The sequence below is a fragment of the Sporomusa sp. KB1 genome (genome assembly GCF_007830295.1).
Taxonomy (GTDB): Bacteria; Bacillota; Negativicutes; order Sporomusales; family Sporomusaceae; genus Sporomusa.
This window is the reverse complement of record NZ_VLKC01000001.1, coordinates 554,950-571,753: the sequence shown is the minus strand read 5'-3', so window position 1 is coordinate 571,753 and position 16,804 is coordinate 554,950. Positions and strand designations below refer to the sequence as shown.

The window sequence follows — 16,804 nt, the reverse complement described above, 5'->3', positions numbered from 1 at the left end:
ATTATAAAAGATAAGAGAGAGAGGGATTTAATTGCAACAACATCAATATAGCAACTTGTTTGAGCCGATCATGATCGGCAAATGTTTAATTAGGAATAGATTTGCCATGGCGCCGATGGGGCCTGCTGGATTGTGCGATAGCGATGGTGCTTTTAATGAACGTGGTATTGAATATTATGTTGAACGCGCCAGGGGTGGTGTAGGGTTAATCATTACAGGCATGAATTTTGTGGAAAATGAAGTTGAAAAGCACAATAAGGGAGCGATGCCATGCCCGACTGATAATCCGGTTATGTTTGTACGTATGGCGCGAACTTTGACGGAACGGGTACATGCTTATGATTCCAAAATATTCCTGCAAATATCGGGCGGTTTTGGCCGGGTGTCCAATCGGGTGAAGCCTGGGGAAGAGCCGGTAGGGCCTTCCGTTATTCCGCATCGCTGGGTCAATGGGATGATGTGCCGGGAATTGAGTACTGAAGAAGTTAAGAGGATTATTCAGAAAATAATTGATGCCGCTGTAATTGCTAAACGAGCAGGGTTTGACGGTGTTGAGATTCACGCAATGCATGAGGGATACCTTATCGATCAATTTGCTATGGCCTTATTCAACAACCGTACCGACGAATATGGCGGCAGTATTGAAAATAGAATACGGTTTGCAGTGGAGATTGTAGAAGGTATTAAACAAGCTTGTGGCACCGATTTTCCGGTTATTATGCGCTACAGTCCCAAAAGCTTCATCAAAGAGCTTAATCATGGCGCTGTTCCCGGTGAAGAATTTCTAGAAAAAGGACGCGATCTTCCGGAAGGGCTGGAGATTGCAAGAATGTTGGAAAAAGCCGGATATGACGCGCTGGATTCCGACGTCGGCAGTTACGATGCGTGGTATTGGAGTCATCCCCCAATGTATCAGGAAAAGGGTTTGGCTCTTCCATTCAATGAAGAACTCAAGAAAGTCGTAAATATTCCGGTTATTACAGCCGGTCGAATGGATAATCCTGACTTAGCCAGTAAAGCCATTGCGCAGAAGCAAACTGATATGATTGGATTAGCCAGGCCGCTTTTGGCAGACCCGTATATTGTTAACAAAATTCGCACTGGCAAAACTGAGAAGATCCGGCCTTGTTTATCCTGCCAGGAGGCTTGTATGGGCAGGCTTAAAGCCTTTCTCACCATTTCGTGTGCGGTCAATCCGGCGGCTGGCAGGGAGAAAGAGTACGTACTAATGCCGGCACCTAGAAAGAAAAAAGTAATGGTTGTAGGCGGCGGGGTAGCAGGCTGTGAAGCTGCACGAGTGCTGGCCGAACGCGGACATGAAGTGGAACTGTACGAGAAAAACGGTCAATTGGGCGGTAATTTGATTCCCGGTGGCGCGCCTGATTTTAAGGAAGACGATGGGGCTTTAGTCGCGTGGTTCAAGCAAGAACTGGAAGAACTGAAAATAAAAATCTATTACAATTCCGAAGTCACAGCTGCGATGGTACATGACACAATGGCTGACGCGGTGATTATCGCTACAGGCTCGCTTCCAAGAGTTTTCGATCTTGGAAAAAACGAGAAGGTATATGTGGCGGCTGATGTGTTGACAGGCAAGAAATCTGTCGGAAACTCAACAATAATTGTCGGCGGTGGGCTGGTGGGCTGTGAGACGGCACTAATGCTTACTAAGCAGGGGAAAAAGGTAACCATTGTGGAAGCTATGGATAGTATTTTAAGCATCGGCGCACCGTTATGCTACGCCAATACTGAAATGTTGAAAGATTTACTCCGGTTTCATAAAGTCGATATCCTTACTAGCACAAAAGCGGTTAAAGCAACAGAATGCGGGTTGGTTGTTGCCAAAGATGGTTTAGAGAGGGAGATTATTGCAGATTCTGTGATCCTTTCTGTAGGCTATACTGCGAATAATCGCCTATATGAGGAAATTCAAAACGATGTGATGGAACGATATCTATTGGGTGATGCCCGCAAGGTGTCCAATATTATGTATGCAATTTGGGATGCTTTTGAAGTGGCGCGAAATATTTAACAAGTGGTGTGCGAAAGTTCTAGAGATTATAGCATAAATCGTAGGTAGGATGTGGAAGTTCCAGCAAATGTTTTCGTGATTGTATAAAAAGTGATTTTAGTATACTGTTAGTATGAATCCATAAAACCATCTCCAATCATGAAGTATTGATCGTGGACGAAATTGGATGGAATTTACTTCAAAAATATGGCAAGCTGGTGATTACGTGGAACTTACTTATGTACATTTAGTCAGTTTGGTTATTACGATTGTAGTTGTGATTGGGAGCGGTATGTATTCAGCACGCAAAGTAAAGTCGGCTGAAGGATATAGTTTAGCAGGACGGTCCTCAGGAGTGACGTTAATTGCGGGAAGCATTGCCGGAACGGTTGTTGGCGGCGGTGCTACGATAGGAACGGCACAATTGGCATTTACGCTGGGATTTACGGCGTGGTGGTTCACGTTAGGGTCAGGAATTGCATTTATTTTAATGGGATTGTTTTATGCCCGTCCACTGCGTAGGACTGGGCTGGAAACGATTCCGCAGTATCTTGTGCTTAATTACGGAAAAATGGCAGGACCTCTGGCTAGTGCGGTTTCATCCATTGGTATTTTGTTTAGTGCTGTAGCAAGCTGCTTGCCTGGAATCATGATTATAGCGGCGCTATTTGGGATTACGGAATGGTTAGCCGCATTGATTCTTATGATATTGGTCGCTGCTTATGTTTTTTTTGGCGGGATGAAAGGCGCTGGAGTATCTGGAATGATGAAACTTATCATTATCTGGATAACATTGTTTGCGGCAGGCGGGGTGGCATTTGTCGATCTGCAGGGGATACAAAATTTTGAGGTGATTTTTCCTGCTCAGCCATGGTTTAGCCTTTTTGGTAAAGGCATTTGGGCAGGTCTTGGCAACCTTTTTTCCCTTATTGTTGGTATTCTTTGTACACAAACTTATATTCAAGCCATTTTTTCTGCTTCGGATTCACGCACAGCAGCAATAGGTGCGTTTACAGCTGCATTGGTTGTAATTCCTGTTGGTCTGCCATCTATAGCTATTGCGATGTTTATGCATGCTACGCATCCTGATGTTTTACCAATTTTAGTTTTGCCAACATACCTGCTCCAATATCAGCCTGCTTGGTTGGGCGGGGTGGGTATTGCGGGAATATTATTGTCTCTTATTGGATCAATTGGGGGACTGGCACTCGGGATTGGTACAATGGTTTCTAAAGACTTTTGCTATGATTTGCTGCATATTACAACTAACAAAACCGTATTGTGGGTTAATCGCATGACTGTACTGCTAGTGATATGTGTCGCTTCTATTATAGCTATAGTGAACCTAGATTCGCAGGTATTAGGCTGGAATTATATGTCTATGACTTTGCGGGGGGCAGGTATTCTACTGCCGCTTACATTAGCTATATTTTTTCCAGGCAGGCTGACGCCCGGGTGGGCAGTATCTTCCATGGTTTTAAGTACAGTAATAGCAATACTTGGTGCGGTAATTTTGAATCCACCAATAGACCCGTTGTTTATCGGTTTAGGAGTAAGCGCTATCATTATAATAATAGGAATGATATTGGGACATAAAAAAATTAGACAGAACTGATCATATCGGTAAAGTGCTGTAGTGTTCCATTCTATAATGTGCAAAATCTACGTCTTTCTCGACTCGGCTGAGCATTAATGATCCGGAGACATTGCAGTCTACGGATTTTTTTCTAATGCAGCCCAATTAACGAACTGATATAAAGAGGCCCTTATTATATAAAAGATAGATAAAAATGGTAATAGTGCAGGAGAATTAACATCTTTGGTGAATACAATATATGATATAGCCATACATTGTATATCTTTTGACGGCTATTTATAATTTTATTTGGAGGTGCTTACTTATTAATGTATGCGATAATAGGCGAAAAGATAGGAGGCAACTTATGAACAGCATACAGGTAAAGCTTACGGCTACTTTCCTAATTCTTTTTTTAGTGGCGCTTACTACTTTAGGGGGACTTAATTATTGGAAGGCTAAAGAGCTTTTGTTCGAGAACATTACTCAAAATGTTTCAGTATTGGCGAATAATTCAAGTGAAGATGTGGGTAACTGGCTCGAAGCGCGGAAGATGGAATTAACAATGATGTCCTATGCTCCCATCGTTCGCAGTGGAAATCCGGAAGCGATGGTGCCATATATGGCAGATGCAGTAAAAGGAAATAAGGTCTATGAGGCGATTGGTTTTGCAGTTCCGTCAGGCTCTTTCTATAATTCTGCTGGCGCTACAGGGAGTTTAGCAGACCGTGAAGCTTTTCAAAGAGCCGTAAAAGGAGAGACAGTAATTACCAACCCCATAATTTCCAAGTCGACAGGGCATATGATTACTGCAGTAGAAATACCTGTTAAAGTCGAGGGGAAGATCATTGGGGTACTATACGGGACGATCAATATGGATGACTTAGCTAAGCGAATTTTGGAACTGAAGGTCGGCCAAACAGGATATGCCTTTGTGATTCAGGGGGATGGCTTGTTCATTATACATCCAGATAAAGAGGTCGTTTTCAAACAGAACAGCTTGAATGATAGCAAAGCCGATGATAAACAAAAAGAAATGATAACAAGTATGATAAACGGAGAAAAAGGTTTTACCCTCTATTATGACTCCCAAAACATTGAACAATTTACAGCGTTTGCGTCCGTACCCGGTGTCAATTGGTCGTTAGGGATAACTGTGCCTGTTAATGAGATTACCGGTAGTGTTTCAGCATTGAAGACCATCTCGTTACTTACGATTGTTATTGTTTTGGTGATCGTGGCAGGGTTTATTGCATGGTATGCGCGACGCATTGCAAAACCAATACGGGAAATAGAAACAGTAGCCAATAAGGTGGCGCAAGGGGATATTAGGTTGACAAAGCTCAATATTGTGTCTAATGATGAGATTGGCAATCTGGGACAAAGTTTCGTACAGATGACAGACAATTTACGCGAATTAGTCCAACGAATTCTTGGCGCTACGGAACAGGTTGCAGCATCATCGGAAGAACTCACTGCCAGTGCGGAACAATCGGCACAGGCAGCCAACCAAGTGGCGATGTCGATTGCTCAAACTGCCCAAGGAACAGAAAGACAATCAATAGCTGTCACTAAGGCATTAAGTCTGGTCGAACAAATAACAGGAAGAGCCCAGCAAGGAGCGAGCAATGCTACTGACACTGTTCATATTGTCAAAAAGGCAGTCGGGGCAGCAACCGGCGGAAACGAGGCAGTGGATACCGCAATCAAGCAGATGGATAAGATCCAGTTTACAGTAGAAAATTCGGCAAAGATTGTAGGTGAGCTGGGTGAACATTCCAAAGAAATAGGTAGAATCGTCGAAACCATAGGGAGCATTGCAGGTCAAACTAACCTATTAGCTCTCAACGCCGCAATAGAAGCCGCTCGGGCAGGTGAACATGGGCGGGGATTTGCCGTTGTTGCCGACGAGGTACGGAAACTTGCAGAGGATTCCCAGAACGCTGCGAAACAGATAACTTCACTTATCACAGACATTCAGGCTAAAACCGACACCGCCGTTTTGGCAATGAAAGAAGGAACTGTAGAAGTGAAAATAGGTACAGAAGTAGTTGATCAGGCGGGTGGGGCTTTTACTGACATTATGGAGCAAGTAAAAGAGGTTGCGGTAATCGCTCAAGGAACAGCCGAGGAATTATCCCAATTGGCGGCAATTAGCGGTCAAGTACTAAATGCTGTGCAGGAAGTAAACGCTGCTAGTCAGGAGATTGGAAGTCAATCCCAGAATATTTCTGCATCCACCGAAGAACAATCTGCTTCAATGGAAGAAATTGCATCTTCCAGCCAAGCTTTGGCTAAATTGGCGGAGGATTTGCAAAACGCTGTTAATACGTTTAAACTCTAACGCTTAAAGAATGAATTTATGATAGAACATTTCAAAAAAGTCAAAAGAAAGGTACTGGACATCCTGATAAGGAAGGTTCCAGTACCTTTCTAACAAAATATAGGATTAATTAGACTACAGCTAATGTCAGCTTTCCTAGAGTATCAAAAGTTGCGGTGACGTTATCGCCGACTGACAGCTTATATGCTGCAGTAACTGCTCCGGTCATGACAATCTGGCCTGCTTCTAGAAACTTTCCTTCTCGATGCAGCATTTTTACTAACATGATGACTGCATTGGCAGGATGATCTAAAACGGCTGATCCCTTCCCAGTGGCAATGTCTGTGCCATTAATATTGATTTTTATCCCCAGTTCCGCCAAATCTGTGTCATAGGGGGATATTTTTTTATTGCCAAGTTTGATGCGTGATGCAGAAATATTGTCTGCAATACCGTCTTGTGACGAAAATTTAAAATCAATGTATCGGCTATCGATAATTTCCAGGGATGCAACAATATAGTCTGTTGCCTTCAAGACTGTATCGATGTCAATATCCTGGCCGCGTAATGAGTCTTTCATTACGAAGGCAATTTCTGTTTCGACTTTGGGCTGGATATGGTTTTTAAATTCCAAAGGTTCATTTTCATCCAATGGCATGTAATTAAATAATCTTCCATAAGTGGGCTCAGTACGGCCAAGCATTTGTTGCTTAGCTTTGCTGGTAAGCCCCATCTTATAGCCAATTGCGTTAAATCCTTGTTCGACACGAAGTTTTGTACGGATATCCTGAATTGCATACGCTTCCTCAAAAGTTAAGTCAGGGAATGTGTGAATCAACTGAGGCATGGCTTGATGGGCGTCTTCTGCTGCAATAGTAAGTTTTGCGCATTCATCCATTTGTTGTTTTGATATTCCAGACATTTTTCGACCTCCTAATGCTTTGTCTATTTTGAACTAGCCAACTTTCCGTACGGCTACTTATAATAAAATGATCACCTCCTGATTAGTCCAGTTTGCTGAATGGCTTATGAAATAAAATCCAGCTTAAAAAGATCGATACAACGAAAAATAGCGTACCAAATCATATATTATATAATATATGATTTGGTACGCCTTGTCAAACTGCCTGTGAATGGAGGGTCTTAATGTTATATTATATCGAGTTGCATTTGACATTTCAGTAAGATTTAATTATTATAATATATGATATGAAAATAAATGATAAAAAAAATATTAGTAAAACAGAATATGCCTTTAGGGTTATTCATGAGCGAATTTTACAGGGCGTATACGAACCAGGGGATCGCATTGTTATTGACCAAATTGCTAAAGAGTTAAAAATCAGTCATATACCTGTTCGGGAAGCTCTAAGGCAGCTAGAAGCGGATGGACTGGTTTCATATAAACAAAATATTGGTCCTGTTGTCCAAAGTTTCAATGAGAAAGAATTTTCTCAAGTAATGGTCGTGTTAGCGATACTTGAAGCATATGCAACTGCTACAGGTGGTTTGGCCTTATTACGTGGTAGTATCAAAAAGCTAGAGAAGATTAATGCAGACAGCAAAATCGCTATTAATGATTTTGATTTTGAGGAATATGGAAGGCTAAATCACGAATTTCATGCAGTTATTTTGGAGCAGTGCGGGAATGCTTATTTACAAGAGCTTATTCAACAAGCATGGCAGCGCCTAACACAGACACAGAGAACCGTTTTCATGTTTATACCGAAGAGAAGTAAATCATCGCTTGAAGAACATGAGAAACTAGTTGAGATGTTTAAAAATAAAGCTTCGGCGGAAGAATTGGAGGCTTTTGCTCGTAACCACAGAATGAATACGATAAAAGCCATTCAAGAGAGAAAAAGGACTATTTAGTTTTAATTTAACATAGCAGAATATATTTTAGTATTTGAAAAAATTACCTGATGCCGGTTGATTTCAACGGCATCAGGTAATTTTTTTTGCGCAAAGTTTATGTCAAATTGTAAAAACTTAATCCCTGTGAGTAAATATTAAAAACACATATTGAATATTAATATAAATTCCGTTATAATCATATATGATATCATATATGATTATAACAAAGAACTAATTAAAGTTTAGATTAAGTGAGGTAGGATATTTGACCGGATTAACTAAAAAAGAGAATCATAAATGGGAAGAGTTATGAGTATTGCCAGGGATTTTAGTTACCTAACAATAGAATTGCCTAATTCATGGAAATTGTAAAGGGGAGTTTGGTAGTGAAGCATAAGATGGTTAGTCGCTGGGGAATTTTGTTTGCAAGTGCGCTTTGCGATTTTTGTATTGGCGCTTCTTATGCCTGGAGTGTATTCCAGAAGCCATTAATAAGTATGTTCAGTTGGTCTCTGAGTGACGCTTCGCTGGCCTTTACACTGCACATTATAATGATGCCGATAGCTATGGTCATTGCGGGAAAAATTCAAGATCAATACGGCCCCAGGTTTGTTTTAATGACCGGAGGCCTTTTGTTTGGCGCAGGTATTATAGCATCCGGTTTTACCACGTCCATAGGGTGGCTATACTTGACCTATGGCGTCCTGGCGGGATTAGGCGATGGGACTGTATACGCTTGTGCCATGGCAAATACGGTGAAATGGTTTCCGGACAAGAAAGGTTTAGCTGGCGGACTGATTGCGGCCTCCATGGGGCTTGGTGCTGTTGTGTGGGCACCGTTTGGCAATGCGCTGATCCAAAGTTATGGGGTTCTTTCAGCGTTTCGAATTCTTGGGATTGTTTATATGGTAATTATCGTTTGCGGGGCTATTTTTGTAGACCGTCCACCTAGTTGTTATAAACCTGTTGGTTGGGAACTGAGTGACCAAAATTCGTCGGCATTAAATAAAAGCGGGAAAGGGGAGAAAACTTGGCGGGAAATGCTTGCCGACCCGGTATTCTATATTTTGTGGGTGATATATTTCTTAGGGACATCATGCGGATTGATGATTATCGGACATGTGGCGTCAATTGCCCAGGACATTTTAAAATTGTCGGCGGCAACCGCGGCTTTATTGGTCAGTATAATGGCTTTAGCTAATACCTGCGGACGAATATTTTGGGGCTATATGTCTGATCGATTCGGTCGATATCCGGTTTTGATTGCCTTATTCAGTCTTCTGGCTATAACGATGCTGGTTATGACCAACGTCGACAGCTTTAGTTTTTTTGCTTTGGCGGTTTCAGTGATTGTTCTGTGCTACGGAGGTCTAATAGGCATATATCCCTCTATAGCAGCAGATATGTTTGGTATGAAAAACCTTGGTTTGAATTACGGAATTTTAATTACGGGATATTCAATTGCAGGGTTTGTTGGTCCCCGCCTGGCAGCGGCAATCAAAGAAGCCGAAGGCGACTACACTAGAGCGTTTTTAATTGCCGCCCTGTTTGGAATATGCGGTGGAATTTTAGCTTTGGCGGTTTTCTGGCAATCAAAGAAAAGAGATTCTTTACTTAAAGGCATGAATTTGTAGGAAATGAAGTTGAAAGGCTATGCGATTTTAGACGCTTTTGAAATGACTAGAAATATCTAAAAGGAGAAGATTACTATGAAAGAATTTGTTTTTAGATTATATACTAAGGTCCTATATGGCGAAGGGGTTGCCAAAAGGCTTGGTGCGGAATGTAAACAGCTTAACGCCAGGAAGGTGTTTTTTGTGACTGATTCCTTTATGGTGGAACATTCAGCCGCCTTCCCGATGCTGATCGACTCAATAAAGAACGCCGGGTTAGAGGTCAAGGTGTTTTCGGAGGTGGAGCCTGATCCAAGTATTGTAACAATCGACGGAGTAGCCGCAAAAATGAAGGAGTTTGGTGCAGATGTTGCAGTTGCTTTTGGGGGCGGAAGCCCGATGGATACTGCTAAATTGGCTTGTATGCTTCAATCCAATGCGGGATCGGTTTGTGATTACATGCGAAAAACGCGCAACATTGATAACCCTGCAGTGCCAGTGATTTGTATCCCAACTACCGCTGGTACAGGCAGCGAGGTAACTTCATTTGGAGTTGTCACCGACAGCGACGCCGGCGAAAAAATTGGGGTAGCCCATGATTCCATGATGCCTAAACTGGCGATTATTGACCCTGCATTGCAGCTAAGTATGCCGCCTTCACTGACGGCTGCGACGGGAATGGATGCATTATGTCATGCTATAGAGGCTTTCGTTTCCACTGACGCGGAACTGCTTTCAGATGCAATGTGTTTACACGCGATCCGGCTGATTGGCGAAAACATCAGAAAGGCGGTAGCTGATGGCCGTGATGTGGAGACGAGAGGTAAAATGGCATTGGCAAGTTTGGCGGCCGGCGTGGGCTTTGCCCAAGCAGGTTTGGGGGCTGTTCATGGGATAGCACATTGTTTGGGGGCGATGTATCATGTACCGCATGGGGTCGCTAACGCTCTGATGCTTCCATATGTTATGAGTTTTAATGTCATGGCTAGCATGGAAAAATTCAGGGAAATCGCAATAGCCCTCGGTGAAAATGTAACGGGCTTATCACTGAGAGATGCAGCGTATCGTTCGGTGGCTGCCGTTAAGTTGTTGAATGAAGATCTGGGTATTCCGCAGACTTTAAAAGAGGTCGGTGTAAAAGAAAGCGATTTCTCGAGTATTATTAAGAATACAATGACATACGGGCGGTTGCCATTTAATCCACGAACGGTCACTGAAAAAGATGTTGAAAACATATTGACAACGGCAATGGGTTAACAATCCCGAACTAATTCTTTAAACCTTTACGCTTGCCGAAACTTTTATTTGTTGTACCCGGATATATAAGGCAGTAATAACCGTTGTTGTTTTTTACCGGTAAAAGTGGGTCAGGAGAGCGGTGAAATTTTGGAGCAGTACAAACGCGAACTGGTCATCTTATGGCTGGGGGTAATCTTGGCTTCTTCGAGCTATACGATGGTAGTTCCTTTCCTCCCACTGTATTTGTTTGAGTTGGGAGGAAGTGCGGACACGGTAAATATGTGGTCCGGTTTGGTATTCTCGGTTACATTTTTCGTGGGTGCTATAATGGCTCCCTATTGGGGAGCACTCGCGGATCGTTACGGGAAACGTAAAATGGTGATTCGCTCGGGACTTTGTTTGGCAGTGGTATATTTCTTTGGCGCATTTGTCAGATCGCCTTTAGAATTGCTAGCAGTAAGAATTCTTCAAGGGTTTTCCAGTGGGTTTGTTCCGGCCTCTATCGCCCTTGTAGCATCATCTGCACCCAAAGAAAGAATGGGTTGGAGCCTTGGTATTATGCAGACAGCTAGTTCAACCGGTGGGATATTGGGGCCGCTTTTTGGTGGAGTTTTGTCTCATTTTTTTGGTATGCGGTTATCTTTTGTTGCGGCTGCATTAGGAGTATTTTTAGCGACTATAGCCGTTTTGATGTTTGTAAAAGAAGGTAAGTCTGTGGCGGAAACGACAGCAAGTAATGTATTGTCGGATCTTAAAGTTGCTAGCACCAACCACGTCCTTTTAATGATGTTGGGATTATTGTTGGTTGTTCAAGTTGCGGTAATGATACGTCAACCGTTCATAACTCTTTATGTTACTAATCTCCAAGGCAGGCTCGAAGGTGCTGTTCTTTCTTCCGGGATAATTTTTTCACTAATTGGGGTTGCTGGGATAATAGCGGCTCCGTTTTGGGGAAACATTGGGCAAAAGAAAGGTTTTATTAACATATTAATCATTGTCTTTAGCGGTGCAGGGTTAATAAATATAGCTCACTTGTTTATAAAAGAGCTGTGGCAATTCGGTTTGTTGCAATTTATTTTTGGCCTATTTCTGGCAGGAATTTATCCTACTATTAACACTATTGTTGTAACTTGTACAGATAGCGATTTTCGTGGTCGTGCTTTTGGCTTAACAACGACGGCCAATCAGATTGGCCAAATGATTGGACCGGCTCTTGGTGGTATAGCAAGTTCGTGGATGAGTATCCCATTGATTTTCGTATGTACAGGTGTCGTACTTGTAATAACAAGTATTATCTCATGGTGCAAATTAAAAGATAATCCCTGAATGAGTCATGGAATTTCACCTAAGGTATTTTTAACGAGCCGTCTATCAATAGCACGAAACCATAGTTGCATATATTTCCAGGCAGGGCGCGGATTTTCGCGCCCTGTTTTTGCATGGTATGAAAGCTGGTAGGAGCGCACATAATGGTATTGATGTACCTAAAAAAAGAGGTTGACAATATGCTAAAAGCCACCTGGAATTTACGTGCTGTACTATCTGTTCACATTTTGCGCCTGGCAGTTGGAATTCTTATTGTGCGACTAGTCTATCCACTATTTTTTGACGCCAGTTCATTTGTTATTGAAATGACTGACCGCATGCTAGTCGTAGGGCTGGTATTATGGACAGTTCGTCATACTAAGGGTGACCTGACACAGCTGGGATTTTCTCTAAATAACTGGGGGCGAAATGTGCTAAAAGGCATGGCAGGCGGGGCAGCACTACTCTTTATCAGCTTGTACAGTGAACGGCTATATACCACCACGCTGCTAGTGTCGCCGACCCAGCATCCAATAGTAGCGCAGGTACAAGCCGCATTGTCTTGGCAGCAGCTCATCATGCCGTTATTTCTGGCTGGCGTTGCTGCACCGGTGACAGAAGAAATACTCTACCGGATGTTTACCTTTTTGCCGCTCAAAGATAAATGGGGATTATGGGGTGGGGCAGTAGCCAGTGCCGCTATTTTTGCTCTTTTTCATTTTAATGCCTATTGGCTGGTGGAAATGATTATTGTAGGCATTGGTTTTGCCTTACTCTATTTTTGGACAGGGTCACTACTAACTTCAATTACGGCCCACTCTTTTATCAATACCAGTAAAATAGTAATGATGGTTTTGGGAGTGCCCTTAGTGTAGCAGGATTTTTTTAATAGCAAGTAGAATGTATTTATGTGGAAATATCTACATAAATATGTAGGAAGATGAAAACAAAGGGAGGACGTCTCTTCATGACCATTAGTCAGGAATTGCCAGTCGAAAAACTCCGCTTTAACTGTGATGAAACTGCTTTTACCTTTGATACAACTGAAACTGTGCCGCCGCTGGAAGTCATGATTGGTCAGGAGCGGGCCGTTAAGGCAGTTGAATTTGGCCTTTTTACCAAAAATCCTGGTTATAATATCTTTATGTCCGGTCTAGTCGGTACGGGAAAAATTACGTACGCGGAAGCAGCGGTAAAAAAAGTAGCCGGCACGCAAGAATGTCCCTATGACTGGTGTTATGTAAATAATTTAGAAAGTCCCGGACAGCCTATTGCCTTAGCATTGCCTTCTGGTATGGGGTATATTTTCAAGCAAGATATGCAAGAACTTATCGAAGACCTGAAAACAGATATTCCCAAAGTATTTAGCAGTGAAGACTATGAACAGGCCAAAGCCGGACTGGTAAAACAATACCAGGAACAGCGAGCGGTTATGGTGGAAGAATTCACTCAATATGCCGAAACTCAGGGGATTTCACCACAATGGAGTTCTACCGGTTTTGTCGGGTTGCCCATGTTGGATGGCAAGACCTTAGCCCCTGAGGATTTTCAACAGCTTGCCAAAGAACAGCGTGACGCGATTGAGAAAAATTTATTTGCTGTTCATGAAAAAGGAATGGAAGTTGTTCGGCGTATTCAACTGCTGGAACGGGCGACGCGTGAAGAATTAAAGCAGCTTGATGTCAAAATTGGCTTATTTGCTGCCGGACACTTAATTGATGCGCTTAAAGAAAAATATGACGGACATAAAACGGTTGTTGATTATCTGGAGGCCATCAAGCAGGATGTATCCAAGAATATTAACGAGTTTAAACCTCAACAGGAAGAGGATAACAACCCGCTGGCCTTGCTCAAACGCCCGGCACCAGATGCTAAAGACAAATATAACGTCAATCTGCTGGTAGACCACCGTGAGACCCTGGGGGCTCCTGTCATCGTGGAAATTAATCCTACCTATTATAATTTAGTGGGTCGGGCTGAGTATCAAAATCATATGGGAGTGGTTAGTACCGACTACACCATGATTAAACCGGGAGCGTTGCACAAGGCTAATGGCGGCTATTTGATCTTAAATGCCCGTGATGTACTGACAAATGTCGGCGCCTGGGAAGCCTTGAAACGGGTACTTAAGACTAAAAAACTACAAATCGAAAATCTGGGCGAACAATATGGTGTATTGGCTATGGCCTCACTAAAACCAGAGCCCATTCCCATTGATATTAAAGTAGTCCTAATTGGCAATCCCAATATATATCAGCTTTTATACAATTATGATGAGGATTTTCGCAAACTATTCAAAGCCCATGCCGATTTTGACGTAGTTATGGAGAACAACGCCGGCAACATTCAAAAATTAGCTGGCTTTATCAGCTCCACCGTCAGCCGGGAAAAACTCAAGCATTTTGACAAAGCAGCAGTTGCTAGGGTTGTTGAATACAGTTCACGCCTGACTGGCACACAAACCAAGCTGACTACCCGCTTTAATGACGTTGTTGAATTACTGTGCGAAGCTGATGTCTGGGCTACAATGGATAACAGCCAGATAGTAACAGCTGCGCATATTAAAAAAACCATCGAAGAAAAGCGCTATCGCGCTAATAAATATGAAGACCGTATACAGGAAATGTTTGCTGAAGGACATCTCCTGATTGACACCGAGGGTGAAAAGATCGGACAAGTCAATGGCTTGGCAGTACTGTCTGTGGGCGAGTACATGTTTGGGAAACCCTCCCGTATAACCGCCAATACCTATCTTGGCAAAAGCGGCGTTGTTAACATTGAGCGTGAAACTAAGATCAGCGGTACCAGCCATACCAAGGGCGTGCTTATCTTAAGCGGTTACCTTGGGCAGAAATACGCTCAGAAATATCCGCTGACCCTGACCGCCAGCCTGACCTTTGAGCAACTATATGATGGAGTTGATGGCGATAGTGCATCAAGTACGGAACTATATGCCATATTATCCAGCTTAGCTGGGTTGCCGATCAAACAAGATATAGCTGTTACCGGTTCAGTCAATCAGAAGGGTGAGATTCAGCCTATCGGCGGGGCCACCGAAAAAATTGAAGGCTTTTTCTCGGTGTGCAAGCTAAAAGGTCTGACAGGCAAGCAGGGGGTAATGATTCCACATCAAAACGTCAGTAATTTGGCCTTAAATGATGAGGTCATTGAGGCGGTGCGGCAAGGTAAATTTCATATCTACCCGGTTGCAACCATTGACCAGGGGATTGAAGTCCTGACAGGCACACCTGCCGGTGAGCCCAATCCTGATGGGACCTATCCACCAGATACGGTCAACGCCCGAGTTAGCCAAAAACTCAAAGAATATACAGATACCCTGATTAAGTTAGGTAAGGCTTCTGAGGATAAGAAAGAGTAAGTAAGAGGGCGGACATCTCCGCCCTCTGTTACTGTTCCGGCAGCATTGCGGCGTGGCAATCTTACACGCTGGTTGATATTGTAAAAGAAAAGGTGACATTCGTGGCCAACAAAGCTCCATCAGTTCCCGTAGAAAAGGGACAAACCTATACGATTGCTATAACCGGTCTCGGACATAGTGGCGAAGGCGTAGGCCGTTATCAGGACTTCACAGTATTTATTCCGGGTGCCTTGCCAGGTGAAACAGTGACGGCAGTCATTATTACCGTCAAAAAGACCTATGCCATTGGCCGTCTGGCAACAGTTCAAACCCCGTCTCTCCACCGGATTGTCCCCAAATGCGGGATATACAGCCAATGTGGTGGCTGTCAGCTGCAGCACTTGAACTATGAAGAACAGCTCAATAGTAAGCGGCAGCAGGTAGTTGACGCTATTACCCGTATTGCCAAGCTGCCGGAGGTTCTTGTTCATCCTACTCTGAGCGCGGCCAATCCCTGGTATTACCGCAATAAAATGCAATTTCCTGTAGGAATAAAAAATGGCAAAGTAGTAGTAGGCTGCTATTCCCAGGGAAGCCATGATATTGTTGATACCGAAAACTGCCTTATCCAGCATCAAGTCAATAACGACATTGTCAGGGAAGTCAGGAAAGCAATCCAAGAACTTGGCATTGAACCTTATGACGAGCGTACCGGCCAGGGGGTTATTCGACATGTCCTGGGGCGGGTAGGCACAGCAACCGGTCAAGTCATGATCGTACTGGTAACAGCCACTGAGCAGCTGCCCCAGCAGCAAGCCCTCCTTGCATGTCTTCAAACCAGGATAGCTGGGCTTGTCAGCATTGTTCAAAACATTAATTCCAAGCGCACTAATATCATTATGGGCCACAAAACCCGTACCCTTTGGGGGCAAGACACGATAACCGATAAACTCGGCGAATTCACCTTTGCCATATCGGCCCGCTCATTTTTTCAGGTCAACACGGTCCAGGCTGAGGTACTCTATAACCAAGCCGTCAAGTACGCCGGATTAACCGGCACGGAAACCGTCATCGATACCTACTGCGGTACTGGTACCATCACATTGTTTTTAGCTCGCAAAGCAGCCAAAGTATACGGCATAGAAATCGTTGAACCGGCTATCCTTGATGCCCGGCAAAATGCCAGCAGCAACCATATCTCAAATGTGGAGTTTATTGTCGGTGATGCCATAGAGGTTATGCCACGCATGTTTAAGCATGGCATTAGACCGGACGTCATTGTTGTAGATCCTCCCCGGGCCGGCTGCGAGCAGAAGGTGTTGGAGACCTTTGTAAGTATGGAACCCAAGCGGATTGTCTATGTATCTTGTAATCCGGCGTCGTTGGCGCGGGATTTGGCGGTTTTGAATGATTTGGGCTATAAGGCACAGGAGATTCAGCCTGTCGATATGTTTGCGCAGACGTTTCACGTGGAGTGTGTTGCGGTGATAGAACCGAAATAGCCTGGTTTCAAAGGGTTTGA

The 16,804-nt window shown here is 43.5% G+C and carries 11 protein-coding genes; 10 read left to right on the top strand and 1 reads right to left on the bottom strand.

Going from position 1 to position 16,804, the window contains the following annotated elements; translation table 11 throughout:
- Window positions 1–31 precede the first annotated feature (31 nt).
- From SALPA_RS02540 to SALPA_RS02530, 3 genes are all read left to right on the top strand, one after another.
- A complete protein-coding gene (locus SALPA_RS02540; RefSeq protein ID WP_145089392.1) occupies window positions 32–2,032 on the top strand; it encodes an FAD-dependent oxidoreductase in 2,001 nt (666 codons plus the stop codon).
- A 166-nt stretch (window positions 2,033–2,198) separates the two neighbouring features.
- Window positions 2,199–3,626 carry a sodium:solute symporter gene (locus tag SALPA_RS02535; protein ID WP_255450735.1) on the top strand — a complete coding sequence of 476 codons (1,428 nt, stop codon included), beginning with the start codon at window positions 2,199–2,201 and terminating at the stop codon, window positions 3,624–3,626.
- A 328-nt stretch (window positions 3,627–3,954) separates the two neighbouring features.
- Window positions 3,955–5,931, top strand: a complete 1,977-nt coding sequence (locus SALPA_RS02530; RefSeq protein ID WP_145089389.1) for a methyl-accepting chemotaxis protein — start codon at window positions 3,955–3,957, stop codon at window positions 5,929–5,931.
- A 109-nt stretch (window positions 5,932–6,040) separates the two neighbouring features.
- Here the strand turns inward: SALPA_RS02530 and SALPA_RS02525 are convergent, their stop codons facing one another.
- Window positions 6,041–6,832 (bottom strand): 2-keto-4-pentenoate hydratase, encoded by a 792-nt coding sequence (locus SALPA_RS02525; RefSeq protein WP_145089386.1) that lies wholly within the window; start codon window positions 6,830–6,832, stop codon window positions 6,041–6,043.
- A gap of 287 nt (window positions 6,833–7,119) precedes the next feature.
- On the opposite strand from SALPA_RS02525, the gene SALPA_RS02520 reads away from it, so the two are divergent.
- The 7 genes from SALPA_RS02520 (at window position 7,120) to rlmD (ending at window position 16,784) form a co-directional block, all read left to right on the top strand.
- Window positions 7,120–7,785, top strand: coding sequence for a GntR family transcriptional regulator (locus tag SALPA_RS02520; protein WP_145089383.1), 666 nt, complete (start codon window positions 7,120–7,122; stop codon window positions 7,783–7,785).
- A 341-nt stretch (window positions 7,786–8,126) separates the two neighbouring features.
- Window positions 8,127–9,401 (top strand): OFA family MFS transporter, encoded by a 1,275-nt coding sequence (locus SALPA_RS02515; RefSeq protein WP_145089380.1) that lies wholly within the window; start codon window positions 8,127–8,129, stop codon window positions 9,399–9,401.
- A 75-nt stretch (window positions 9,402–9,476) separates the two neighbouring features.
- Complete coding sequence (locus SALPA_RS02510) at window positions 9,477–10,637, top strand: iron-containing alcohol dehydrogenase (protein WP_145089377.1); 1,161 nt, start codon at window positions 9,477–9,479, stop codon at window positions 10,635–10,637.
- Between the two features lie 129 nt (window positions 10,638–10,766).
- On the top strand, window positions 10,767–11,945 hold the full coding sequence (locus tag SALPA_RS02505) for an MFS transporter (protein ID WP_145089374.1): 1,179 nt from the start codon (window positions 10,767–10,769) through the stop codon (window positions 11,943–11,945).
- Between the two features lie 143 nt (window positions 11,946–12,088).
- Entirely contained in the window at window positions 12,089–12,799 is a 711-nt protein-coding gene (locus SALPA_RS02500; protein WP_255450734.1) for a CPBP family intramembrane glutamic endopeptidase, read from the top strand.
- Window positions 12,800–12,891: 92 nt separating this feature from the next.
- Window positions 12,892–15,303 (top strand): Lon protease family protein, encoded by a 2,412-nt coding sequence (locus SALPA_RS02495; RefSeq protein WP_145089371.1) that lies wholly within the window; start codon window positions 12,892–12,894, stop codon window positions 15,301–15,303.
- Between the two features lie 101 nt (window positions 15,304–15,404).
- Window positions 15,405–16,784 carry a 23S rRNA (uracil(1939)-C(5))-methyltransferase RlmD gene (gene rlmD / locus SALPA_RS02490; RefSeq protein ID WP_145089368.1) on the top strand — a complete coding sequence of 460 codons (1,380 nt, stop codon included), beginning with the start codon at window positions 15,405–15,407 and terminating at the stop codon, window positions 16,782–16,784.
- Window positions 16,785–16,804 lie beyond the last annotated feature (20 nt).